Genomic DNA, 24,672 nt, shown 5'->3' on the forward strand with positions numbered 1-24,672 from the left:
GGTCGATGGTTTCCACCGCCGCGCTCGGCGACGCCACCACCCAGCTGGTCCAGGGCCTCAGCCCCGAGGAATGCGTGCGCGTGCAGGACGCGCTCGACTATGCCGCGGTGGCCTATGGCGAGCGCGCCTGCGCGTCCGGCCAGAACGCCTTCGAGTTTTCGCTGGGCGTGGCCGGCACGCTGGCCTACCTGCGCAGCGACGTCGAGACGCGCATCGCCGGCCTCCTGTTCGAGCTGGCGATGTTCGAGCCGCCCTTGGTCGAGACCCTCGAGCGCCTGTTCGGGCCCGAGGTCGCGAGCCTGGTGCGCGGCGTGCAGCAGCTGATCCGCCTGCGCGACCTCACCGTCGGCCCCCAGGCCGCCGCGGTCGGGCGCGGCAAGAACGCGGCCCAGCAGGCCGCCGCCCATGTCGAGACCCTGCGCAAGATGCTGCTCGCCATGGCGACCGACATGCGCGTGGTGCTGGTGCGCCTGGCGTCCTGCGTCACCACCTTGCGCTGGTTCGCTGACCAGAAGCGCTTCGACGAGCTGACCCACGACTACGGGCGCGAGGTGATGGACCTGTACGCGCCGCTGGCCAATCGCCTCGGGATCTGGCAGCTCAAATGGGAGCTGGAAGACCTGGCCTTCCGCTTCCTGCAACCCGACACCTACAAGCGCATCGCCAGGCTGCTCGAAGAAAAGCGCATGGCGCGCGAAGGCTTCGTGGCCTCGGCGATCGAACGCCTGCAGCAGGAGCTGCGCGCGGCCGGCATCAAGGCCGAGGTGAGCGGGCGCCCGAAGCACATCTACAGCATCTACAACAAGATGCGCGGCAAGGACCTGGACTTCTCCTCGCTGTACGACGTGCGCGCCTTCCGCGTGATCGTCCAGGACGAAAAGACCTGCTACACGGTGCTGGGCCTGGTGCACAACATCTGGACCCCGATCCCGGCCGAATTCGACGACTACATCGCCCGCCCCAAGCCGAACGGCTACCGCTCGCTGCACACGGTCGTCACCGCCGAGGACGGGCGCCCGCTCGAAGTGCAGGTGCGCACCCAGGAGATGCACAACTTCGCCGAATACGGCGTGGCCGCGCACTGGCGCTACAAGGAAGAGGGCGGCTCGAACTTCAAGAGCCAGAAATACGACGAGAAGATCGCCTGGCTGCGCCAGCTGCTGGCCTGGAAGAGCGACGTCGCCGACAGCGTGGACAGCGTAGCGGGCGAGGAAGACCAGAAGGAGTGGGTCGAGAAACTGAAAGCGGCGACGCTGGACGACCGCATTTTCGTGCTGACGCCGCAGGCGCGCGTGCTGGAGCTCCCTGTGGGCGCGACCCCCATCGACTTCGCCTACCACCTGCACAGCGAGGTCGGCCACCGCTGCCGCGGCGCCAAGATCGACGGCGTGATGGTGCCCCTGAATACTCCGCTGAGGAACGGCCAGACCTGCGAGATCATCACGGCCAAGGGCCCGGCCGGCAGCGCCGGTCCTTCGCGCGACTGGCTCAGCCCGGGCTATACGGTCAGCAGCCGCACGCGGTCGAAAATTCGAGCCTGGTTCCATGCCCTCGAACTGGAGGAAACGCTGGCCCAGGGCAGGGCGCTGGTCGAAAAATCCCTGCAGCGCGAGGGCAAGACGGCGGTCAACCTGGAAGCGCTGGCGCACAAGCTGGGCTTCGCCAAGGTGGACGAGCTGTTCGTCGCCGTGGGCAAGGAGAAGTTCAGCCTGCGCCACGTGGAAGCGGCCCTGCACGAAACCGTGGAGGCGCCGCCGCCGGACGACGCGGCCGTGGTCAACAAGAGCCGCGCGTCGAGCGTGGAGCAGGGCGCGAAATCGGGCGTGCTGGTGGTCGGCACCGAGGGCCTGATGACGATGCTGGCCAAGTGCTGCAAGCCGGCGCCGCCGGACCCCATCGTCGGCTTCGTCACGCGCGGCAAGGGCGTCTCGATCCACCGCCTCTCGTGCAAGAACTTCGCCGAGATGCGCAGCAAGGCGCCCGAACGGGTGATCCAGACCGAGTGGGGCAAGGGATTCACGGAGACGGTCTACCCGGTCGACATCTTCATCCTGGCCGGCGACCGCCAGGGCCTGCTGCGCGACATCTCGGACGCTTTCCTGCGCGAGAAGATCAACGTCATCGGCGTCAACACGCAAAGCGCGAAAGGCCAGGCGCGCATGGTCTTCACTGCCGAAATCGGCTCGACCGCCCAGCTGCAGAAGGCGCTGTCGGCGATCGCCGAAGTCCCCGGCGTGCAAGAAGCCCGGAGATCGTAGGGTGGGCACCCCGTGCCCACGCGAACGGACGCTCGGCCACCTGCGGCTCAGACAGGCCAACCGCGAACGCCGGCCGCGGCATCGCGCCGGGTTCGTGGAATGGACGCAAACATGATACGCAAACCCATGCATACCGCCCGAAACCGTATCATGTAACCCATGCCCCAACGCCTACGCCTCCTCGCCCGTCCCAGCCTCTGGGGACTGGCGTTCGCCCGCTACCTGCGCAGCTGGTGGTACATGTTCCACCTGGGCGCGGTCGCGCTCGTCACGGCGCTGTCGCCGTCGACCTACAACCGCGCCAACCGCCTCGCCACCGCGCGCTACATCCACGCCAGTACCTGGCAGGTGCTGCCCTGGTTCACGGTGCTCTCCGCCCTGATCAGTCTTGTCGTCATCCGCATCGTGCTGGTCACGGCGCTCAGCTACGGGCTGTCGCGCTATGCGCTGGAGATGGTGGTGCGGGTGCTGGTGCTGGAACTGATCCCGCTGTCGGCGGCGCTGTTCGCCGCGCTGCGCTCCGGCATGGCCTTCGACGCCTCGGCGCTGGGCCTGGCGCGCGCCGGCCTGCCGACGGCCGAAGTCAATGCCGAAGCTCTGCGCCGGCTGCGCCGCGACCTGGTGCCGCAGCTGTTCGCGAACGCCTTTTCGGTGCTCAGCCTGGCGATGGTGAGCAGCACCGTCGTGCTGCTGCTGGCCTACGTGAACGTCTACGGCCTGTCCCCGTTCGGGCTGGAGGACTACACGCGCACGGTGGGGCGGGTGTTCGCACCGGTCGTGGCGACCGGCTTCGTGCTGAAAACCGTGCTGTTCGGGCTGGCCGTCGCGGTGATCCCGACCGCCGCCATCCTCGAGCTGCAACGCTATCCGCGCCGGCTGGCGTCGAGCGTGCAGCCCGGCGCGCTGCGCCTCCTGTTCGTGCTGCTGCTGATCGAAGGCTCCTCGCTGGCCTTGAAGTACATCTGAGTACATCCATCTGATAACCATGACCGATACCACTCCCGACGAACCAGCCCATGTCGAAACCAAGGCGATCATCCTGCTGGCCCTGATCGCCGCTCTGATCGTCGCCTTCGTCCTGTACGTGATGTATGCGCGCGGCGTGTTCGAGCCGACCCAGCGCCTGGTGCTCGTCACCGAGAATTCGGAAGGCGTTATCCCCGGCATGGACCTGACCTTCGCCGGTTTCCCGATCGGGCGTGTGCGCCTGGTCGACCTGGCCAAGGACGGCAAGGTGCAGATCGTGGTCGACGTGTCGAAGAGCGATGCCCGCTGGCTGCGCGCGTCCAGCGTCTTCACCCTGGAGAGGAGCGTGGTGGGCGAGACCCGGCTGCGCGCCTTCACCGGCGTGCTCGACGACGCGCCGCTGCCGAACGGCGCGATCCGCCCGGTGCTGCGCGGCGACGTGACGGCCGAGATCCCGGGCCTGGTGGCCACCGCGCGCTCGCTGCTGAACAACCTGGAAAGCCTCACCGCGGACGGTTCCTCGGTCAGCGCCAGCCTGGAAAACGTGGAGACCCTGACCGGGCGCCTGTCCGGCAAGTACGGTCTCCTGAGCGGCGCCCTGGGCGACGACGAGGCGAAGAAATTCATCGGCACCCTGCAGCGCCTGGACGCGCTGCTGGCCCGCACCGATCAGCGCCTCTACGGCAAGGACGGCGTGGTCGACGACGTCCAGGCCACCGTGGTCGAACTCAAGGGCGCGCTGCAGGATGCGCGCGGCACCCTCAAACGCATGGACGCGGTGCTGGTCGAGGCCCAGGCCGTGGGCGCCAACGCGCGCGTGGCCACCGAAGACCTGGGCGCGCTGCGCGGCGAGGTCGACGCCAGCCTGCGCAAGGTGAACCGCCTGGTCGACCAGGTCAACAAGAAATGGCCCTTCGCCGGCAAGAACGAGGAGATCAAGCTGCCATGAAATTTGCCCTGACGATAGGTGTGCTGCTGCTGGCCGGCTGCGCCAGCAAGGCGCCGGTGCCGGCCTGGCAGCCCGACGCCAAGCAGGCGCTCGACGGCTTCACCGACGACTACCTGCGCGGCAACACGGCCGCCGCCAACGCCGAATTCGCGCGGGCGCGGCGCGAGACCACCAGCACCGGCCGCGCCGACCTCGTGGCCCAGGTCGAGCTGGTGCGCTGCGCGACGCTGGCGGCCAGCCTCGAATTCGACGATTGCCCGGGATTTGCCGCCCTGGCGCCGGATGCCAACGCCGGGCAGCGCGCGTATGCGGCGTACATCGCCGGACGCTGGGATGGGTTGGCCGTGGCGGCCTTGCCGGAGCAGCACCGGCCGGTGGTCGCCAGCGGCAGTTTGGCCGGCGTGGCCGATCCGCTCGCCCGGCTGGTCGCTGCCGGCGCGCTGTTCAAGGCCGGGCGCATCCGTCCCGACGACATCCTTCTCGCGACCGAGACCGCCTCGCAACAGGGCTGGCGCCGGCCGCTCTTGACGTGGCTGGGCGTGCAGGAGCAGCGGGCCCAGGCGGCGGGCGACGCCGCGGCCCTCGAGCGCATCCGGCGCCGCATCGCGCTGGCCTCGGGGAAAAAGTAAGCGCAAGGGCGCCTGTGGACTGAGCGCGCCCGCAACAGCGGTGTCACGCCGCTTTCTGAGCCTTCACCTTCGGCCTTAACGCCCACGGCAACGCATTGTGAATCGTCGTGGCCGCAATCGCCGCCTGGCCGGCCGCCACCGCGATCTGGTTCAGGCCCCGCACCACGTCGCCGATCGCATACAGGCCGGGCACGCTGGTGCGCTGGTGGTCGTCCACGACCAGCTTGTCGCACTCGGCGGTCTCGGCGCCCAGTTCGCAGGCCAGTTTCGAACGGGCCGACTCGCCCAGCATTGGATAGAAGACGTCGAACTCGCGGCTTTCGCCGTCCGCCGTGTTGAGGATGGGCTTCATGTCCGGGCTCATGGTCACGCCGAGCAGCGGCGACTCGATGTAACGCACCCCGGCCACCTCGATCTGGCGCCGCTCGTCCTCGGTCAGCATCGATTCCTTGCCGCGGTCGAACAGGGTGACGTCGGCGCTGAAGGAGCGCATGAAGAGCGCGTGCCCGACCGGATTGGTTTCGTTGGTGACGACGGCGATGCGCCTGTCCATCACGTCGTAGCCGTCGCACACCGGGCACAGGCGCACGGCGCCGGCCTGCACCGCTTCGTTCCAGTTCTCGATCGGCAGCCCGGCATCGGCCACGCCGGTGGCCAGCAGCACGGTCAGCGCGCGGATCTGGCGCGTGTCGCCGGCGTCGTCGAGATAGTCGGCCACGAAGGTGCCGTCGTCCAGGCGCAGGGCCGTGATCTCGCCGGGCAGCACGCTGCCGCCGTAGTTCTTCAGCTGCTCGGTGAGGTTGGCCAGCAGCTGCGAGCCGGGCACGCCCTCGGGAAAACCGGGATAGTTGTGCGACACCGGGATCAGGCACAGGCGGCTGTTGCCCTTGTCGACGACGACGATGTTGCGCGTGAAGCGGCGCAGGTAGATCGCCGCCGTCAGCCCGCCGGGGCCGCCGCCGATGACGAGGGTGTCGAATACGTGCTCGGTGACCTCTTCGCTGAGGCCTTCGGTGATCTGCGCGGTCTTGTCGTCCATGCCCCGATTGTCATGGATCGCTGCGGGCCGTTCTATCGGCGTGCGTGCCCAGGCCGGGTAAGAGCCGGCTTACAAATGCTCGCGTCCAGCGGGTGACCATCGGGCCCTTCGGGCTGCAGGGTCACGTGGTCGATGCCGTGCTTCTCGAGCAGCATCTCCTTCACGGCGCGCAGCACCGTCGGCCATTCGGCCAGGCTGCGGATTTCCAGGTGGCCGATGAGGGCAGGGTGGCCGGGCGACATGTCCCACACGTGCAGGTCGTGCACGGACAGCACGCCGTCGACCTCGGCCACGTCGGCGCCGACCTGCAGGTAGTCGATTCCGTGCGGCACGCCTTCCATCAGGAAGTGGTAGGACTCGCGCAGGATGCCCCAGGTCGAACGCAGGATCAGCAGGGCGACGAAGATCGACAGGATCGGGTCGATCCGCACCCAGCCGGTGAAATAGATGATGCCGCCGGCGGCGATCGCCGCGACCGAACCGAGCAGGTCGCCCAGCACGTTGACCAGGGCGGCGCGGGTGTTGATGCTGTGGTTGTCGCGCGAGAGCAGCCAGGCAACCAGGATGTTGATGCCGGCGCCGATGGCGGCTACGACCAGCACCACGCCGCCCTGCACCGGTTCCGGATGGATCAGGCGCTGCACCGCTTCCCAGCCGATCCAGGCGACCAGGGCCAGCATCGCCAGGCAGTTGACGAAGGCGGCCAGCGCCTCGGCGCGCACGAAGCCGAAAGAGTGGCGGCTCGAGGGCGGGCGCTTGGCGATCAGTTGCGCCAGCAGGGCCAGCCCGAGGGCGGCGGCGTCGGTCACCATGTGGCCGGCGTCCGAGATCAGGGCCAACGAGTTCGAGATGAAGCCCGTGACCACCTCGATGACCGCGAACAGCAGGGTGAGCGCCAGCGCGCCGGCCAGCGCCTTCTGGCTGCGCGCCTCGATGAAGTGCCCGTGCTGGGCGTCGCCGTCGAGGTGGGCGTGCAGGTGTTCGGAGGTCGGTGCGGCGTGATCGGACATGGGTAGTTCGGCAAAATGGCGGAACCCGCAGTGTAATGGATAAGTATTACGGGTCAGACTGTGACGTAGGCGCAACTTTGCCGCGCTGTTAGTTAATTTTGATCAACCCTTGCGCGCGACCGGCGCAGCCCCTATAATGCTCCTCATTGGGCGGTTAGTTCAGCTGGTTAGAATACTTGGTCGACATCCAAGGGGTCGCAGATTCGAATTCTGCACCGCCCACCAGAATATCCAGTGCAGCGAAGTTTCTTCGCTCACTACTTGTAAGAGCGAGAAAGGCACCGACGGTTATGACACCGCGAACTACGACTCTGTTGTGGGGGAATCGCTAGACGCGGTATGGTGTTCTTTTGCTCAACACACTGAAAACAACGCGCCTGGTGCGCGTTTTTTTTCGTCTCGAATTTTTATCTTAATCTTTAGCTAATTTATCGGCGCCGAGCGCCCAGGAGATCACTAATGCTTAACGTGCGACTTCCCGATGGCTCCAGCCGTCAGTTCGACGGCCCCGTGACGGTCGCCCAGGTGGCGACCTCGATTGCCCCTAGCCTCGCCAAGGCGGCGCTCGCCGGCAAGGTGGACGGCAAGGTGGTCGATACCTCCTTCCTGATCGAGCAGGATGCGGACCTGGCCATCGTCACCGACAAGGATCCGGAAGGCCTGGACGTCATCCGCCACTCGACCGCCCACCTGCTGGCCTATGCGGTCAAGGAACTGTTCCCGGAAGCCCAGGTCACCATCGGCCCGGTCATCGAGAATGGCTTCTACTACGACTTCTCGTACAAGCGTCCGTTCACCCCGGACGACCTGGCGAAAATCGAAAAGAAGATGCAGGAATTGGCCAAGAAGGACGAGCCGGTCACCCGCAAGGTGCTGCCGCGCGACGAGGCCGTGGCCTACTTCAAGTCGATCGGCGAAGACTACAAGGCCGAGATCATCGCCTCGATCCCGGCGAACGAGGACGTGTCGCTGTATTCGGAAGGCGGTTTCACCGACCTCTGCCGCGGCCCGCACGTGCCCTCGACCGGCAAGATCAAGGTCTTCAAGCTGATGAAGCTGGCCGGCGCCTACTGGCGCGGCGACTCGAACAACGAGATGCTGCAGCGCGTCTACGGCACCGCCTGGACCAGGAAGGAAGACCAGGAGCAGTACCTGCACATGCTGGAAGAGGCGGAAAAGCGCGACCACCGCAAGCTGGGCAAGGCGCTGGACCTGTTCCACTTCCAGGAAGAAGCGCCCGGCCTGATCTTCTGGCATCCGAAAGGCTGGACCATCTGGCAGCAGGTCGAGCAGTACATGCGCCATAAATACCAGGTCAACGGCTACGACGAAGTGAAGGCGCCGCAGATCCTCGACGTCACCCTGTGGCAGAAGACCGGTCACTGGGACAATTATCGCGAGAACATGTTCACCACCGAGTCGGAGAACCGCTCGTATGCGCTGAAACCGATGAACTGCCCGGGCCACGTGCAGATCTATAACTCGGGCATGAAGAGCTACCGCGACCTGCCGCTGCGCTACGGCGAGTTCGGCCAGTGCCACCGCAACGAGTCCTCGGGCGCGCTGCATGGCATCATGCGCGTGCGCGGCTTCACCCAGGACGACGGCCACGTGTTCTGCACCGAAGAGCAGATCGAAGCGGAAGTGACCGCCTTCCACGCGCAGGCGATGGAAGTCTACGACGACTTCGGTTTCAACAACATCGACGTCAAGCTGGCCCTGCGTCCGGACAGCCGCATCGGTTCCGACGCCATCTGGGACGAGGCGGAAGAGGCGCTGCGTTCGGCGCTGCGCGCCTGCGGCGTCGAGTGGACCGAATTGCCGGGCGAGGGCGCCTTCTACGGCCCGAAGATCGAGTACCACCTGAAGGACAGCCTGGGCCGCCCATGGCAGGTCGGCACCATGCAGGTCGACTTCTCGATGCCGGGCCGCCTCGGCGCGGAATATGTTGCGGAAGACAACACCCGCAAGGTGCCGGTCATGCTGCACCGCGCGATCGTCGGCTCGATGGAGCGCTTCATCGGCATTCTGATCGAGAACTACGCGGGCGCGCTGCCGCTGTGGCTCGCTCCGGTGCAAGTGGCTGTACTCAACATTTCTGACGCCCAGGCAACGTATGTGAAAGAGGTGGAAGCCAAGCTGAAGAAGGCCGGGCTGCGCGTTCACGCTGATTTGCGGAACGAGAAGATTACCTATAAAATACGTGAACATTCCGTCCAAAAATTGCCATATATTCTAGTTGTTGGCGACAAGGAACGTGAAGCACACACCGTGGCCGTGCGCGCACGGGGCAATGTCGACCTGGGCGTGATGTCCGTCGATGCCCTGATCGAGCGCCTCGTTGGTGAAGTGGCCTCCAAGGCCAAATAAACCACACGCCGGCCGGTTATTCAGACATTAAAAGGAAACAACATAGCTACTGACAAGTCGCATCGCATCAATGGCGAAATCACTTACCCGGAAATGCGTTTGTCCGGGGTGGACAACGAGCCGCTGGGCATTGTGAGCCTGGCTGAGGCATTTCGTCTGGCCGAGGAAAAGAATGTGGACCTGGTCGAGATCGCGCCCAACGCGGTTCCGCCGGTCTGCCGCCTCATGGATTACGGCAAGTTCAAGTACTCCGAGCAGAAGAAGGCCCACGAAGCCAAGCTGAAGCAGAAGATCATCCAGGTCAAGGAAGTCAAGTTCCGTCCGGGCACCGATGAAGGCGACTACAGCATCAAGCTGCGCAACCTCATCAAGTTCCTGGAAGACGGCGACAAGACCAAGATCACGCTGCGCTTCCGCGGCCGCGAAATGGCCCACCAGGACATCGGCTTCCGCATGCTGGAGCGTCTGAAGGGAGACCTCGAGCCGTTCGGCCAGGTCGAGCAGTTCCCGAAGATGGAAGGCCGCCAGATGATCATGATTATCGCGCCGAAAAAGAAGAAGTAATTCTTCGTTCGGATGGTTCGAAAAGGGTCGGCCCGGTGTGGCAGCGTTTGCTGCCGCACCGGGCCGGCCTTGTTTCGTTCATAGGTGTCGTAGGGTGGGCATAAATGCCCACCCTACAGCAACACTTTCCAGTCCAACCTGTGCTAGAATCTGCGGTTCCTGTTTTTCGAAGCAGGTTGTAGCGCACTCGCTTGCGCTGCAAGACAAGTGAAAGTAGGCATCCAAGAGCAGCGTTGCTGCCACCTGCAATCCTGTCACATATGAGGCTGTCCGCAAGGACAGATGACTATGCCAAAAATGAAAACCAAAAGCAGCGCGAAGAAGCGTTTTCGCGTGCGTCCGGGCGGTACCGTCAAATCGGGTATGGCGTTCAAGCGTCACATCCTGACCAAGAAGACCACCAAGAACAAGCGCCAGCTGCGCGGCACCCGTAACATCAATGCGTCGGACGTGACCAGCGTCTACCGCATGATGCCATCTGCTTAATCTCACACTAAGGAGCGAATATGCCTCGAGTAAAACGTGGGGTTACTGCACGTGCCCGTCATAAAAAAGTTCTTGAGCTTGCAAAAGGCTACCGTGGCCGTCGCAGCAAAGTATTCCGTATTGCCAAGCAAGCAGTCATGCGCGCTGGCCAGTACGCATACCGCGACCGCCGCAACAAGAAGCGCGTCTTCCGCGCACTGTGGATCACCCGTATCAACGCAGCATCGCGTTCGCACGGCATGACCTACAGCGCGTTCATGAACGGCCTGAAGAAAGCCGCGATTGAACTGGACCGTAAAGTCCTGGCCGACATGGCAGTGCACGACAAGCCGGCATTCGCCGCGATTGTCAGCGCCGTCCAGGCCAAGCTGGCTGCCTGATAGCAGTTTGCTAGTACCTAGCGCTGCGGCAACGTAGCGCAAAAAGAGCGGGGCACGGTTTATTACCTGTGCCCCGTTTTTGATTATGGGTCCGCGTAAATTGGTGCATGCGTTGCATAAGCGCTACAATTACAGGTCACCCGTGGCTCCTGCCACCCGAATACAGGAAAAGAACAAAGCATGAACTCGCTCGAAGAACTCGTCGTCGCAGCAGGGGCGGACTTTGGCGCCGCGCCGGATGCGGCCGCGCTGGAAAACGCAAAAGCGAAATACCTGGGCAAGACCGGCCAGGTGACCGAACTGATGAAGGGACTCGGCAAGCTCGACCCCGACGCGCGCAAGGCGCAGGGCGCCCTGATCAATGCCGCCAAAGAAAAAATCGAACAGGCACTGACCAAGCGTCGCGAAGCGCTGGCGAACGCCCAACTGGAGGCGCGCCTGAACGCCGAGGCCATCGACGTCACCCTGCCGGGCCGCGGCCGCTCGCTGGGCGGCATCCACCCGGTGATGCGCAGCTGGGAACGCGTCGAGCAGATCTTCCGCTCGATCGGTTTCGACGTGGCCGACGGCCCGGAAATCGAAAACGACTGGACCAATTTCACGGCCCTGAACAGCCCGGAAAACCACCCGGCCCGTTCGATGCAGGACACCTTCTACATCGAAGGCCAGGACACCACCGGCAAGCCGCTGCTGCTGCGCACCCACACCAGCCCGATGCAGGTGCGTTATGCGCGCACCCACACGCCGCCGATCAAGGTCATCGCGCCGGGCCGCACCTACCGCGTCGACAGCGACGCCACCCACTCGCCGATGTTCCACCAGGTGGAAGGCTTGTGGATCGGCGAAGACATTTCCTTCGCCGACCTGAAGGGCGTCTACCTGAACTTCGTCAAGGCCTTCTTCGAGACCGACGACCTGCAGGTGCGCTTCCGTCCTTCCTACTTCCCGTTCACGGAACCGTCGGCCGAGATCGACATCGCCTTCGGTTCGGGTCCGCTGAAAGGCCGCTGGCTCGAAGTCTCGGGCGCCGGCCAGGTGCATCCGACCGTCGTGCGCAACTTCGGCCTCGATCCGGAAAAGTTCGTCGGCTTCGCGTTCGGCTCCGGCCTCGAGCGCCTGACGATGCTGCGTTATGGAATCAACGACCTGCGCCTGTTCTATGAAGGCGACCTACGATTCCTAAAGCAATTTAATTAAAAATTGACCTCATAAACCTACTGCGCGTTGCAGCTTCGGTTTGCGCCGCCAAGGCGATAGCTCGCTGTACTAAAGTACAGCTGCGCTTCTCAACCGAATCTGCGGCCGCTCGCTACGGTTTCTGAGGCCAATTTAATTGGTGCTAATTCCATAAAATACGCAGGACAAGGTAAAAGATTATGCAATTCTCCGAAAACTGGCTCCGTTCCATGGTCGATCCGAAGATGACTTCGGATGAGCTGTCCCACCTGCTGACGATGTCCGGCCTCGAAGTCGAGGAAGTGGAAGCCGTCGCGCCGCCGTTCTCGAACGTGGTCGTGGCCGAAGTCGTCGAAGTCGCCAAGCACCCGAACGCCGATCGCCTGAACGTGTGCCAGGTGAACGTCGGCACCGGCGAGCTCCTGAACATCGTCTGCGGCGCGCCGAACGTGCGCGCGGGCATGAAGGCGATCTGCGCCAAGGCCGGCGCCGTGCTGCCGCCGGGCAGCGACGGCAAGCCCTTCGAGATCAAGGTCGGCAAGCTGCGCGGCGTCGAGTCGCAGGGCATGATGTGCTCGGCCAAGGAACTGAAGATTTCGGAAGAGAGCAGCGGCCTGATGGAACTCCCGGTCGATGCGCCAGTGGGACTGAGCATCCGCGATTACCTGGGCCTGGATGACCTGAAGTTCACCATCAAGCTGACCCCGAACAAGGCGGACTGCCTGTCGGTGCTGGGCGTGGCGCGCGAAGTGTCCGCGCTCACCGGCGCGCCGCTGCACCTGCCGACGACGGTGCCGGTGCCGGTCACCACGGACGAAGTCCTGCCGGCAAAGATTTCCGCGCCGGACCTGTGCGGCCGCTTCACCGGCCGCGTGATCCGCGGCCTGAACGCGAAGGCGGCGACGCCCGACTGGATGAAGCAGCGCCTGGAACGCTCGGGCCAGCGCTCGGTCTCGGCCCTGGTCGACATCTCGAACTACGTCATGCTGGAAGTCGGCCGTCCCTCGCACGTGTTCGACCTGGACAAGATCCACGGTTCCATCGACGTGCGCTGGGGCAAGAAGGGCGAACAGCTCAAGCTCCTGAACGGCAACACCGTCGAGGTCGACGAGTGGGTCGGCGTGATCGCCGACGACAAGGAAATCGAATCGCTGGCCGGCATCATGGGCGGCGACTCGACCGCCGTCACCCTGGACACGACCGACATCTACCTGGAAGCGGCCTTCTGGTGGCCGAACGCCATCCAGGGCCGTGCCCGCAAGTACAATTTCTCGACCGATGCGGCCCACCGCTTCGAGCGCGGCGTCGACTACGCGACGACCGTCGAACACATCGAGCGCATCACCGCGCTGATCGTCCAGATCTGCGGCACCGACGCAACCAAAGTTGGCCCGATCGACGACCAGGTCGCGAACCTGCCCGAGCGCAAGCCGGTCGTGATGCGCACCGCGCGCGCCCAGAAGGTAATCGGCGTGACCATCACCGACGAGATGGTGGCCGACATCTTCACCCGCCTGCACCTGCCGTTCACGCACCAGCCGGGCGAGTTCGCCGTCACCGCGCCGTCCTACCGTTTCGACATCGAGATCGAGGAAGACCTGATCGAGGAAGTGGCGCGCGTCTACGGCTTCGAAAACATCCCGGCCAATCCGCCGGTGGCGCCATCCGCGATGCTGATCGAGCCGGAAGCCACTCGCTCGCTGTTCGCAATACGCCACGTGCTGGCCGACCTCGGCTACCAGGAAGTGGTCAACATGAGCTTCGTGGAATCCACTTGGGAGCAGGATTTCGCCGGCAACAGCGACCCGATCAAGCTGCAGAACCCGATCGCCAGCCAGATGAGCGTGATGCGTTCCTCGCTGATCGGCGGCCTGCTGGCCAACGTGCGCTACAACCTGAACCGCAAGGCAGGGCGCGTGCGCGTGTTCGAGGCGGGCCCCGTGTTCCATCGCGCCGACACCACCGTCGACGGTCCGCTGTCGGTGGCCGGTTTCGACCAGCCCAAGCGCGTCGGCGCCATGGCCTACGGCCCGGCCTTCGACGAGCAGTGGGGGCAACCGACCCGTGCGGTCGACTACTTCGACGTGAAAGCCGATCTGGAAGCGCTGTTTTCGCCGCGTGTGGTACGCTTCGTTAAGGCTGAGCACCCCGCGCTGCACCCGGGCCGCTGCGCCAATGTCGAGCTCGATGGCCGCGTGGTCGGCTTCATCGGCGAACTGCACCCGCGCTGGCTGCAGAAGTACGACCTGCCGCAGGCGCCGGTGCTGTTCGAGGTCGATGCGGCTGCCCTGCAGGAGCGTGTGGTGCCGAGCTACACCGAGATTTCGAAATTCCCGGGCGCCACGCGCGACCTCGCGTTGGTGGTGAAGGCGGACGTTCCGGCCCAGGCCGTGATCGATGCCTTCCAGGCGGCCGTTGCCGCTCACCCGTTGGGTAAGATCGTGCAAGCCATTGTTTTATTTGACGAATACCGCGGCAAGGGCCTGGAGGCGGACGAAAAATCGCTTGCTTTCCGCTTTGGCTTGCAAGATACTCAATCGACCTTGCAGGACGATGCCGTGGAGGCCGTGATGGCTGCCGTGGCCGAGGCCGCAAGAGAAAAACATAGCGCAAAATTGCGCGGTTAAGAGCGCCCGACAACAGTCCCCAGGCAAGACGCTGCGTCGCAGCCATGGGGATGGGGTCAGGGGGCTCTACAGTCCAAAACGTGTCCATCTGAATGAAGGCAGGGCTTCAAAATTAATAACAACGACGTTGATTCGGCCGTGTTCCAGGAGGCACTGGCGGCCGACCTGCATCGCGCGATGCAGGTGGCGCGGGTCCGCAAGGAAGCCGAGCGGGACCTGCCGACCCTCACCAAGGCCGAGCTGGCCGAGCTGCTGTTCGAGCAGGTCGGGCTGAACAAGCGCGAAGCCAAGGACATGGTCGAAACTTTCTTCGACGAGATCCGCAACGCGCTCGAGCGCGGCGAGGCGGTCAAGCTGTCGGGCTTCGGCAACTTCCAGTTGCGCGACAAGCCCCAGCGGCCGGGCCGCAATCCGAAAACCGGGGAAGAGATCCCGATCACGGCGCGCCGCGTCGTGACCTTCCACGCCAGCCAGAAGCTGAAGGGCATGGTCGAAGAAACCAGCCCGCCGCCGTCGTCGCTGGCGCGCGCCGCCTGAGCGCGTCCATGATAAGTGAGCCATGAACGATCGCCCCAACAAGACTGAATTGACCGCGCTGCCGCCGATCCCGGCCAAGCGCTACTTCACGATCGGCGAAGTCAGCGAATTGTGCGGCGTCAAGCCGCACGTGCTGCGCTACTGGGAGCAGGAATTTACTCAGCTCAAGCCTGTCAAACGCCGTGGTAATCGCCGCTACTACCAGCACCACGAGGTGCTGCTGATCCGGCGCATCCGCGAATTGCTCTACGAGCAGGGCTTCACGATCAGCGGCGCCCGCAACCGGCTCGACAACCGCGCCAGCGCCCTGGCCGGCGGCGTCGAGCCCGTGCAGGTCGAGGAAACGCCGGTCGTCGACACGGCCCGGCTGCGCGAAGAACTGGTCGATATTCTTGCGTTTCTGAAGCAGAGCGTGCGGCCGGCCTGACTCGGCGGGGCGCAGCGAACGGTCCAGATAACCCAGCATTCGTGCGCTCTGTTGTAGATGGGCGGGAGAGTGCTAAAATGTTACATGCGATATAGCTAAAAGCGCCTGACATAGCCTTCAGGACGATGCCCAAGGGCGCGGCCCAAGGGCGCAGCACTTCGTCGAAGACAGTACCGAGGTACGGCAAGACGATGCGACGCTGTCATGGAGCTTATGTTAGGTGCTTTAAATCAACGCATGACAGCCGGGCAGATAATCCCGGCTCTTTCCTGTGCCAGGAAAATTTAAGGGAAGACAATGATACGCGTTGCCATTTGTGACGATCACCAGATAGTTCGAGCCGGTTTCAAACAGATTTTCTCGTCGTCTGGCGACTTCGAAGTCGTGGCCGAAGGCGCCACCGGCCGTGAAGCGCTGGATATTGCCCGTCGCGAGATTTGCGACGTGCTCCTGCTCGACATCGCCATGCCCGACCAGAGCGGGATCGACATTCTGCGCACCATCCGTCAGGGCCAGCCGAACCTGCCGGTGCTGATTCTCTCCGGCTACCCGGCACAACAGTACGCGCTGAACCTGTTCAAGATGGGCGCCAACGGCTACCTGAACAAGGAATGCGACGCCGACGAGCTCAAGACGGCGGTTCGCACCGTGTTCCAGGGCCGCCGCTACGTCAGCTCGACCGTCGGCGAACTGCTGGCGCAGAGCTTCGACCGCGATCCGAACACGGCGCTGCATACCGAGCTGTCGGACCGCGAGTTCCAGGTCTTCCTGCGCCTTGCAAAGGGGGCCACGGTGTCGGATATCGGCAACGCCCTGTCGCTGTCGATCAAGACCGTGTCCACTTACCGTACCCGCATCATGGAAAAGATGGGCTTGCAGTCGAACAGCGACCTGACTTACTACGCCATGAAAAACAACCTGCTCGACTAGGGCAGTCCGCGGACGCCTCCCGGCGTCCGCCCTGGCCGGCGCTACGAGCCGGCACTGCGGTCATCCGGCCGCGCGCAAGTCAACGCAATAGCGTGCGCCACCGCGCGCCGAGGCTGGCGTCCCGCCGCCGAGCGCCGGCGCGACCGCGTCGCATCTGTCTCATCCCCGCCTGCTCGATTGCCGCTATGCAGCATTTCCGTGCGGACAGGACTATAATCTAGTGCTGTTCGGTAAGTTGCGCGAAAGGAAGTCGACACATGTATTTCACGAGCGATCCGGCCCCCATGCGGGCACGCAGTCTGCCGCTTTATAAAACCCTGCTGTGTGCGGTATGCGTGTTGATCCTGCTGGCGAACGGTTTCAGCCTGCTGCGCAACCTCGACGGGCTGAAAGCGGCGAATAGCCTGCAAGACCAGACCGCGCGCGTCACCGACGAGTTGCAGCACTTGAACCTACTCGTCACCGATGCCGAAAGCAATATGCGCGGCTATTTCCTATCGGGTAATTCGACCTACCTGGGTGCGGTGCAGGGCGCCCCGGCCCAGATCGAGAACCAGCTGCGCACATTGGGCAACCTGCTGGCCGACAATCCCTCGCAGCAAAAGAACCTCGCGCAATTGCGCACCCTGGTCGAGCGCCAGCTCGACATGATGAACCAGGCGCTCACCATCTACCGCGACGGTGGCCTGAAGGAAATCCTGACCATTACCGGTGCGCCAACCGATGGCGACAGCGACGAGATCCGCCTGCAAGTGGTCATCATGCTGAGCGAGCAGAACGAATTGCTCGGCGCGCATAGCGCGACGTTCTACAAGCAGTATCGCCATGCGATGTTGCTGGGCCTGGGTATCAATGCCGCCGCGATTGCGGTGCTGCTCCTGTTCTACCGCTCGGTGCAGCGCAGTTTCGCCGCGCGCGCCGAAGCGGAGCACGCCTTGCAAACGGTTAACGAGCAGCTCGAATCCACCGTGGCTAAGCGTACCGAGCAGCTATCGGTGCTGTCGCGCCACCTGATCCATGTGTCCGAAGAAGAAAAAGCGCGCCTGGCGCGCGAGCTCCACGACGAAATGGGCGCCAACCTGACGGCGATCGGCATGGACCTGAACAGCGTAGCGGAACAGCTGCGCACCAGCCGTCCGGACCTGGCCGCCATGCTGTCGCGCGCACGCGCCACCCTGGTCGACACCGTGCAGCTCAAGCGCCGCATCGTCGAAGACCTGCGCCCGAGCCTGCTCGACAACCTGGGCCTGTCCGCCGCCCTGCAAAGCTATTGCGCCGATTACGCCCGGGTCACGGGCCTGGATTGCGACGTGCTGGTGGAGGGCGAGATCGACAGCGCCGGACCGATGCATGCCATCGCGCTGTTCCGCATCGTCCAGGAATCCCTGAACAACATCGCCAAGTATGCTGGTGCGCGCAACGTCATCGTCCATCTCGAGCACGACGGCACGGCGCTGGCATTGGAGGTCAGCGACGACGGCGTCGGCATCGCGCCGGACGCCTTCGCGCGCTCGAAATCGCACGGCTTGCTGGGCATGCGCGAGCGGGCCTTGCTGCTGGGAGGGAAACTGGAAGTAGGACGCGGCGTCAACGACGTCGGCACCTGCGTGCGGGCGCGCATTCCGCTGACGGTAGGCCCCGGCGAAGCGGGGGCGGCGCACATGCGGGAGCCAAAAAACACATCGCCGGACATGCCGGCGATGGAGGAGAATGAACCCGGGGGCGAAATCCGGACGGCTTAGCGGGCGACGTCCATCAGCAGGCGGTCGTATTCGGTCTTCGCAACCTTGTAGCATTCGCCTGCGTATTCTTCGAGGCCGGCGCGGTCGAGGACGGTGATGTTGCCGCGGCGGTACTGGATCAGGCCTTCGTCCTGCAGCTTGCCGGCAGCGGCGGTGATGCTTTCGCGGCGCACGCCCAGCATGATCGAGATCAGTTCCTGGGTCACCTTCAGCTCGTTGCCTGGCGAACGGTCCAGGCGGTCCAGCAGCCAGCGGCACAGCTTCTGTTCGATCGAGCTGTGGCGGCCGCCGACGGCGTTCTGGGCCATCTGGGCAAACAGGGCGTTGGTGTAGCGCATCAGCAGCTGGGGCAGGGCGCCGCCCTTCATGAAGGCATCGCGCAGGTACTGGGTCTTGAGGCGGTAGCCGTAGCCGGCGCTCTGGACGACGGCGCTGCACATGGCGCGCTCACCCATGAAGAGCGACACGCCGACCACACCTTCGTGTCCAACGACGGCGATCTCGGTGGTGGCGCCGTCTTCCATCACATACAGCAGCGACACGATTGCGGTCGTCGGGAAATACACGTATTCCAGTTTGCTGCCATACTCAAACAATTCTTTGCCGAACGGCATTGGAACCAGTTCCAGGTGCTCGAACAGGGTTTCCAGGTCTTGGCGGGGGAGAGCGGCCAGCAGTTCGTTTTGCTGGGTGCCGCTGACACTGACAACTGGACGGGACGCAGGCTTGATATCCTCTTTGCTGGCAGGAATCCGGGAGACGGATTGCGTTTTTTGCGTAACACCACCAAGTTGAGCGTTGTTCATTTTCTGTCCTCTTATCTTCACTTATTGCATCAAGGGCGACTTCTGGAGACTGTTGACACTGCCTCATCGCGATGTGTGTACATTAAAGCTATAGTCTGTTGCCGAACATAAGATTAGGGGTTGCCCCCATGTAGGCAGTATGCATGGTGTCTTGTCAGTCCAGTCCTACTGGGAAAGATGCCCTAAATCAGGCTTTTTATTTATCCAGCGCAAGGTTTCGGCGCATAATGGCGGCCTCGGCCACGCCGAATTTTCCCCAATCGACCCCCGACCGACCTTTGCGCGCATGTTTGTCCTACTTGTCGAAGACGATGCCGTCCTTGCCGATGGCCTGATCCGTACCCTGCAGGGCCACGGCATGCAGGTCGAGCTGGCGCGCGACGGCCTCCAGGCCGACCTGCTGCTGCAGCGTAATCCGCCGCTGGTGGCGGTACTCGACATCGGCCTGCCCGGCATCGACGGCTTCGAAGTGGTGCGCCGCCTGCGCGCACGCGGCGATACCACGCCCGTGCTGCTGCTGACCGCGCGCGACGCCGTCGAGGACCGCGTGCGCGGGCTGGAGACCGGGGCCGACGATTACCTGGTCAAGCCCTTCGCCACCCCCGAGCTCGTCGCCCGCATCCGCGCCTTGGCGCGCCGCAACGCCCCGAAAGCCTCGGTTCTGGCGCTCGGCAACCTGGTGCTGGACTCAAGCGCGCGCCGGGCCCGCATCGGAGAACGGCCGCTGGAGCTGTCGGCGCGCGAATGGGCCGTGCTCGAATACCTGCTGCAGCAGGCGGGAAGAGTCGTCTCGAAACAGCAAATCATCGACACCATCGCGCCCTGGGGCGAAGACCTGACCCTGAACGCCGTCGAAGTCTACGTGTCGCGCCTGCGCCTCAAGCTCGATGGCGCCGGCCTCTCCCTGCGCACCATCCGCGGTTTCGGCTACCTGCTCGAAGCGGCTGCATGAGCAGGAAGGGCGGTATCGGCAGCATCCGGCTGCGCCTGCTCAAATGGCTGGTCGGCCCCATTCTCGTCGTCAACCTGGGCGCCGCGGCCCTGACCTACCTGCTGGCCTGGACGCCGGCCCAGCTCGCCTTCGACGATGGCCTGCGCACGGCCGCCGCCGGCCTTGCCGCACGCGTGCGCACGGCGGGGGCGGCCGCGCTGGCCAACGGGAACTTCGACGACAACGCCGGTGAAGCCACCTGGACCGCCCTGCACGGGCCGGGCGGCGTCCTGCTGGCGGGCACCGCCGCGCTGCCGGCCTTCGCGCGCCCGGGCATGCACGACGCCACCCTGCACGGCGAACCGGTGCGCATCGCCGTGGCCGAGGTCAGGGAAGGCGCACTCGTGCAGCGCATCAGCGTGGCGCGCACGGTGCGGGCCCGCCAGCAGGTGCGCGCCGCCATTGTCCGTTCGCTGGTGCTGCTGGAAGTCGTGTTCAGCCTGGCGCTGGTCGGCCTGGTCTGGTTTTCGGTCGGGAACGGCCTGGCGCCGCTGGCCCGCCTGCGCGCCCGGCTCGACGCCCGCGGCAGCGCCGACCTGGCGCCGCTGGAAACGGCCGGCATGCCGCGCGAACTGGCGCCGGTGGTCGACGCCTTCAATGCGCTGCTGGGGCGGATCGCCGCCGGCGCCCGCGCCCAGGACGAGTTCCGCGCCAACGTGGCGCACCAGCTGCGCACGCCGCTGGCCGGCCTGCGCCTGCAGCTCGAATGGCTGGCGGCGCGCCATGCGGGCGATCCTGAAACGCGCCGCTCGGTCGAACTGATGCTGGACGCGAACGAGCGCATGATCCGCCAGACCAACCAGCTGCTCTCGCTCGAACGCGCCGAGCCGAACCGCTTCGACCGCCTGCGCCTGGCCCCGCTCGACCTCGCGGAACTGGTGGCGGAAAGCATCCAGGCCTTCGTCGAGCAGGCTGCCGGCAAGGACATCGACCTCGGTTTCGAGCTCGAAGCGGCGCCGGTCGAGGGCGACCGCTTCCTGCTGCGCGACCTGGTCGACAACCTGGTCGACAACGCCCTGCGCTACACGCCGCGCGGCGGGCGCGTGACGGTCAGCTGCGGCGTGGTGGAAGGCGGAGGCGGGACGCTGTTGCGGGTCGAGGACAACGGGCCGGGGATCCCGGCCGCCATGCGTGGCCAGGTGTTCGAGCGTTTCGTGCGGCTGGACGAGGGCAGGGGGACGCTGGGCAGCGGCCTGGGACTGGCGATCGTGCGCGACATCGCGAATTTGCATGGGGCGGAGATTTTGCTGACCGACGCAGCACAGGGCGGGGCCGTGTTCACCGTCGCGTTTCCTTAGCTTCAGAAACGCGTGGAGTCAGGACTCCGCCCTACGCATCGCGCCAGATGTAGCGTTTACGGCCATCGACAACAACCGCACATAAAAAAGCCGCTCCGACGCCAATCGAAGCGGCTTTTGCGTGGAGCGGCGCCCGCCTTTCCTTACTTCGCTTCCGACGTATACGAATACGTACGCCTGCGCTTGGACGTGATCGCCGGACGGATGCTCTGCGGGGCGATGGACACGCTGGCGCCGGCGGCTTTTTCGGAGCCCTTCTGCACCGCGCCGATGACCACCGTGGTCGCCTGGTTGCCGACCATTACGCCGTTCGCCAGCACCGGCGACGGCGGCAGGCCGCCGCCGACGAAGGTCGAGGAACGGGTGCCGCCGCAGGCGCCGGGGGTGCCGATGGCGCCGGAGGCGTTCAGCAGGTTGACCCAGTAGCCGCGGGCTTCGCCCAGGGTAGTGGCGCAGGTGCCGGCGCTGGGGGCGATCGGGCGGTTGGTGCTGAAGGTCACCATGCCGCCGACGATCAGCGCCGAGGTCACCACCTGCTCGCCCTTGCCGTTCTGGTTCAGGTTCATGTACCAGCCTTTCAGGTCGTTATTCGGCAGCACGCGCGCCGTATCGCAGGCGGTCTGGCCGGTGTAGTCGGCCAGGGTGTCGAGGTCCTGGGCGGGCGAGGAGACGGCCGCCAGGTCGTCCTTGTAGACGTAGAAGCGGTTGACGACATTGTCGAACGGGTAGTGCGTGTACAGCGGATGCTCGCGGTCGCCGCTGCCGAGCGCCACGAAGACCTGGCCCTGGGCTGCGAACAGCGCCGGCGCGAACAGGAACTTGCGCCCGCCGCCGCTCGTGCGCGCCACTTTGCGGCTGGTCCATCCGTCCTTGTCGAGGGCGACGCGGGTCGTCGAGCCGTTCACGAAGTCGATCCGGTACAGGTTGCCGCCGGTGTCGGCCGCGTAGGCGTAGTCGGGCATGGAGTCGTTGTCGATGTCGACCATCGCCACGTCGGCCGCGACCGAGCGTTCGGTGGCGAAGCTGCGGAGTACTTCGCCGTCGTCGGCGTCGAGGATGTAGACGACGCCGCCCTTGGTCGCGCTGCAGTTCGGCGCGGTGCTGTCGGCATCCTCGCAGCGGTCGTAGCCGCCGCCCACTACCACCACTGGCTTGGTGGTCGAATAGCCCTTGATGAAGGCGACGCTCGGGGTCGACCAGGTCTGGCCGATGCCGCTCACGCCGTCGGTGCAGCCGGTATCGTTGCCCAGGTTCGGACAGCCGGCCTTCCACTTGAACACCGGCTCGTTTGCCTTGGTGACGTCGAGCGCATAGATCATGCGTCCGCCGCGGCGCATGGTCGGGTAGACCCAGATTTTCGAGCTGTCGGCATTCTGGTAGATGCCGGTGGAGCCGTCGAAGAAGTAGTCCTTGGGCGTGGGCGCGGGGCCTTCCGGGGTGGCCATGCCGGGGTAGGCCACCAGCGGCGAATTGCTCTTCAGGCGCGACAGGCGCGGCAGGAATTCCGGCGCCACGAAGGCCCAGCGTTCGACCCCGGTGTCGGCGTTGAGCGCACGGAAGGTGCCGTCGTTGGCGCCGTAGAACACGGTCACGCCGCCGGTGCCGTAGTTAACCGGCAGCGGGCGCGAGTGGATCACGTCGCCATGGATCGAAGGCCGAGTGTTGGTGCCGGCAGCCTTCTCGCCGTTCACGTCTTCTCCGCGGATGAACTTGACGACCGAGGAGTCCAGGTAGGCGCTGGCCCACGAAAAGGGTACCAGCGCGCCTGCTGCCTGGGTGTACATGGTGCGGTTGACCGTGTTCGTGGTGCCCCCGGCCGCGTTCCCCTGGCGCAGGACCTGGGCCGCGCCGCCTTTTTCCACGAAGGGGCCGTCCGGCGCGTCCGAGTACGGGTTCATGCCTGAAGTCTTGCAGCCGCCGGCGGGATTGGGTTTGAGGCCCAGGCCTGCCCAGTAGCCGCTCTTGCCGTCGGCGCTCGTGGTGTCGGTCGTCCAGTAGCTCTGTGCGCAGGGCGTGACGAAACCGGTGTCGGTATTCAGGGCGGGCTTGCCGCTCGCGTCACCCAGGTCGAGGCCGTTTGCCGTATTGATCAGCTGGTAGCGCTTCAGGTTGCCGAACCAGCGCGGCCTGGCATCCTGGTCGGGGCGGAACATGCCGATGAAGACCTTGTTCTCGTTCTGCGAGCGGTTGGTGGCGTTCACCGGCAGGCTGGTCGAGGCGAAGCTGGTGTTCACCGCCTGGATCTCGATCAGGATGTCCTTGAGCGCCGCGACGATGGATTCCTCGTTCTTCGCCGCGTAATACTTGCCGCCGCCGGCCTTGGCCATGCCCAGCATCAGCGAGGTGTGCTCGGCGTTCGGCTGGGCGTTGTAGACGTCGATGGTGTAGGTCGACACGGACGGGCGGACCGTGCTGCCGGCCACGGGAACGCCGCGCTCGAACAGCAGGCGTGCCCATTCGTCGGCGTTGAGCGGGCCGGTGTCGGTGCTGTAGCTGCCGGTCGGGACGTTGGTGATGACGGTGTCGGTGGCCACTACGTTGTAGCGGCTGGTGCCGGTCGCGGTGCAGACCCCTTGCTCGCTGGCCGCGACCGCGCCGATCTTGCAGCCGTCGGTGTAGCCCTCGCAGGTAGCCGCGAATTCGGTCAGGCCGGCCTCCGCCGTAGCGGGATCCTTGTAGCAGGCCGAGGTGACGCCGACGTTGGTGGGCGTGCTGACCTTCTGGCTCGAGAAATTGGGCAGGCCGAGCTGGGGCGCCGCGCTGCCGTTGAGCGCATTGAGCAAGGCGGTATTGGCCGGGGTGTCGGACGAGGGGCCGCTCGAATTCGGGTTGCCGATGAAGATGACGTAGCTCTTGCCGCAGGTGTTGTCGGCGGTGAGCGGCGTGGCGAATTTCGAATATTTCGTGGTGTAGCCGCCGGCATCGGCCTTGCTGGCCAGCGTGGCGCCCGGCGAGTACGAGTTCGCGCCGGTGAAGTAGTTGTACACGTCGTACATCAGGTTGCCGTAAGGCGTGTTCGAGTTGCGCTTCTCGTCCGGGCTGTTGATGCCGCCGTGGATTGCCGTCAGCTGTGTCGTGAACGCGGCACGGTTGGTGTCGTCCATCGGCCGTACCGCGTAGCGGATGAAGCCGCCGTCGTCGGTGGCGCTGCCGCCGGTGACGTATTCCATCAAGCCGATGCTGACGGTGGCGTCGAGTTCGGCGACGACGCGCCTGATCGCGTTCACTTCGGAGTGGCCCTGGCTGTTGCCCGGCCACAGCGGGTCCTGGCTGGCCGGCCATTTCTGGCTCTGGCGCGACCAGTTCGAGGTGTTGTCCAGCACGATCAGGATGCGCGGATTGATGTTCGTGCCGGCCGAGGTGCCGAGGAAGATGTCGATGTCGTCGGCGCCGGCCTGCATGGGGGCGGCGGCGAGGGCGCAGGCAAGCGCGCCCGCAAGCGATCTGGCGACGGTAGTGCGGATCTTGGTGCTGCGGATCATGGTCG

20 protein-coding genes and 1 tRNA gene are annotated in these 24,672 nt (G+C 64.9%); 17 read left to right on the forward strand and 4 right to left on the reverse strand.

Translation table 11 applies throughout. The annotated features are described in order from the left end of the window. Positions 1 to 5 precede the first annotated feature (5 nt). The 4 genes from ACWCIA_RS06890 to ACWCIA_RS06905 all read left to right on the forward strand — a co-directional run bounded on the left by ACWCIA_RS06890 (position 6) and on the right by ACWCIA_RS06905 (position 4,802). On the forward strand, positions 6 to 2,258 hold the full coding sequence (locus ACWCIA_RS06890; RefSeq protein WP_454161855.1) for a RelA/SpoT family protein: 2,253 nt from the start codon (positions 6 to 8) through the stop codon (positions 2,256 to 2,258). 159 nt (positions 2,259 to 2,417) lie between these two features. Then, a complete protein-coding gene (locus ACWCIA_RS06895; protein ID WP_454161856.1) occupies positions 2,418 to 3,224 on the forward strand; it encodes an MlaE family ABC transporter permease in 807 nt (268 codons plus the stop codon). Between the two features lie 19 nt (positions 3,225 to 3,243). Continuing rightward, a complete protein-coding gene (locus ACWCIA_RS06900; protein WP_454161857.1) occupies positions 3,244 to 4,173 on the forward strand; it encodes an MlaD family protein in 930 nt (309 codons plus the stop codon). Continuing rightward, on the forward strand, positions 4,170 to 4,802 hold the full coding sequence (locus tag ACWCIA_RS06905) for a hypothetical protein (protein WP_454161858.1): 633 nt from the start codon (positions 4,170 to 4,172) through the stop codon (positions 4,800 to 4,802). The genes ACWCIA_RS06900 and ACWCIA_RS06905 overlap by 4 nt, the downstream gene beginning before the upstream one ends. A 43-nt stretch (positions 4,803 to 4,845) precedes the next feature. On the opposite strand, the gene ACWCIA_RS06910 is transcribed toward ACWCIA_RS06905, so the two are convergent. Beyond that, positions 4,846 to 5,841 (reverse strand): NAD(P)/FAD-dependent oxidoreductase, encoded by a 996-nt coding sequence (locus ACWCIA_RS06910; protein ID WP_454161859.1) that lies wholly within the window; start codon positions 5,839 to 5,841, stop codon positions 4,846 to 4,848. A 32-nt stretch (positions 5,842 to 5,873) separates the two neighbouring features. Further along, positions 5,874 to 6,851 (reverse strand): cation diffusion facilitator family transporter, encoded by a 978-nt coding sequence (locus tag ACWCIA_RS06915; protein ID WP_454161860.1) that lies wholly within the window; start codon positions 6,849 to 6,851, stop codon positions 5,874 to 5,876. A 148-nt stretch (positions 6,852 to 6,999) separates the two neighbouring features. On the opposite strand from ACWCIA_RS06915, the gene ACWCIA_RS06920 reads away from it, so the two are divergent. From ACWCIA_RS06920 to ACWCIA_RS06970, 11 genes are all read left to right on the forward strand, one after another. Further along, positions 7,000 to 7,076, forward strand: a tRNA-Val gene (locus ACWCIA_RS06920). Positions 7,077 to 7,310: 234 nt separating this feature from the next. Continuing rightward, entirely contained in the window at positions 7,311 to 9,221 is a 1,911-nt protein-coding gene (gene thrS / locus ACWCIA_RS06925) for a threonine--tRNA ligase (RefSeq protein WP_454161861.1), read from the forward strand. A gap of 18 nt (positions 9,222 to 9,239) precedes the next feature. Further along, a complete protein-coding gene (infC, locus tag ACWCIA_RS06930; protein WP_454162077.1) occupies positions 9,240 to 9,785 on the forward strand; it encodes a translation initiation factor IF-3 in 546 nt (181 codons plus the stop codon). Positions 9,786 to 10,073: 288 nt separating this feature from the next. Further along, positions 10,074 to 10,271, forward strand: coding sequence for a 50S ribosomal protein L35 (gene rpmI / locus ACWCIA_RS06935; RefSeq protein WP_026354218.1), 198 nt, complete (start codon positions 10,074 to 10,076; stop codon positions 10,269 to 10,271). Positions 10,272 to 10,291: 20 nt separating this feature from the next. Then, positions 10,292 to 10,651, forward strand: a complete 360-nt coding sequence (rplT, locus tag ACWCIA_RS06940) for a 50S ribosomal protein L20 (RefSeq protein WP_454161862.1) — start codon at positions 10,292 to 10,294, stop codon at positions 10,649 to 10,651. Positions 10,652 to 10,831: 180 nt separating this feature from the next. Then, on the forward strand, positions 10,832 to 11,848 hold the full coding sequence (gene pheS / locus ACWCIA_RS06945; protein WP_454161863.1) for a phenylalanine--tRNA ligase subunit alpha: 1,017 nt from the start codon (positions 10,832 to 10,834) through the stop codon (positions 11,846 to 11,848). Positions 11,849 to 12,027: 179 nt separating this feature from the next. After that, complete coding sequence (gene pheT / locus ACWCIA_RS06950) at positions 12,028 to 14,454, forward strand: phenylalanine--tRNA ligase subunit beta (protein WP_454161864.1); 2,427 nt, start codon at positions 12,028 to 12,030, stop codon at positions 14,452 to 14,454. A 177-nt stretch (positions 14,455 to 14,631) separates the two neighbouring features. Continuing rightward, on the forward strand, positions 14,632 to 14,991 hold the full coding sequence (locus tag ACWCIA_RS06955; RefSeq protein WP_379740515.1) for an integration host factor subunit alpha: 360 nt from the start codon (positions 14,632 to 14,634) through the stop codon (positions 14,989 to 14,991). Between the two features lie 22 nt (positions 14,992 to 15,013). After that, positions 15,014 to 15,418, forward strand: coding sequence for a MerR family transcriptional regulator (locus tag ACWCIA_RS06960; protein WP_454161865.1), 405 nt, complete (start codon positions 15,014 to 15,016; stop codon positions 15,416 to 15,418). A 297-nt stretch (positions 15,419 to 15,715) separates the two neighbouring features. Beyond that, on the forward strand, positions 15,716 to 16,348 hold the full coding sequence (locus ACWCIA_RS06965) for a response regulator (RefSeq protein WP_056334485.1): 633 nt from the start codon (positions 15,716 to 15,718) through the stop codon (positions 16,346 to 16,348). A 257-nt stretch (positions 16,349 to 16,605) separates the two neighbouring features. After that, positions 16,606 to 18,090, forward strand: a complete 1,485-nt coding sequence (locus ACWCIA_RS06970; protein ID WP_454161866.1) for a CHASE3 domain-containing protein — start codon at positions 16,606 to 16,608, stop codon at positions 18,088 to 18,090. Here ACWCIA_RS06970 and ACWCIA_RS06975 read toward each other — a convergent pair. Then, the gene (locus ACWCIA_RS06975) at positions 18,087 to 18,896 is read right to left on the reverse strand and encodes a Crp/Fnr family transcriptional regulator (protein ID WP_379740527.1); all 810 of its coding nucleotides are present in this window, start codon (positions 18,894 to 18,896) and stop codon (positions 18,087 to 18,089) included. The two genes, ACWCIA_RS06970 and ACWCIA_RS06975, sit on opposite strands and share 4 nt — an antisense overlap. Before the next feature lie 286 nt (positions 18,897 to 19,182). Here ACWCIA_RS06975 and ACWCIA_RS06980 point away from each other — a divergent pair, with 286 nt between their 5' ends. Next, positions 19,183 to 19,848 (forward strand): response regulator transcription factor, encoded by a 666-nt coding sequence (locus ACWCIA_RS06980; RefSeq protein WP_454161867.1) that lies wholly within the window; start codon positions 19,183 to 19,185, stop codon positions 19,846 to 19,848. Next, positions 19,845 to 21,185, forward strand: coding sequence for a sensor histidine kinase (locus tag ACWCIA_RS06985; protein ID WP_454161868.1), 1,341 nt, complete (start codon positions 19,845 to 19,847; stop codon positions 21,183 to 21,185). The genes ACWCIA_RS06980 and ACWCIA_RS06985 overlap by 4 nt, the downstream gene beginning before the upstream one ends. 143 nt (positions 21,186 to 21,328) lie before the next feature. Here the strand turns inward: ACWCIA_RS06985 and ACWCIA_RS06990 are convergent, their stop codons facing one another. After that, positions 21,329 to 24,667, reverse strand: coding sequence for a pilus assembly protein (locus tag ACWCIA_RS06990; RefSeq protein WP_454161869.1), 3,339 nt, complete (start codon positions 24,665 to 24,667; stop codon positions 21,329 to 21,331). Positions 24,668 to 24,672 lie beyond the last annotated feature (5 nt).

The sequence above is a fragment of the Massilia sp. SYSU DXS3249 genome, assembly GCF_053668055.1.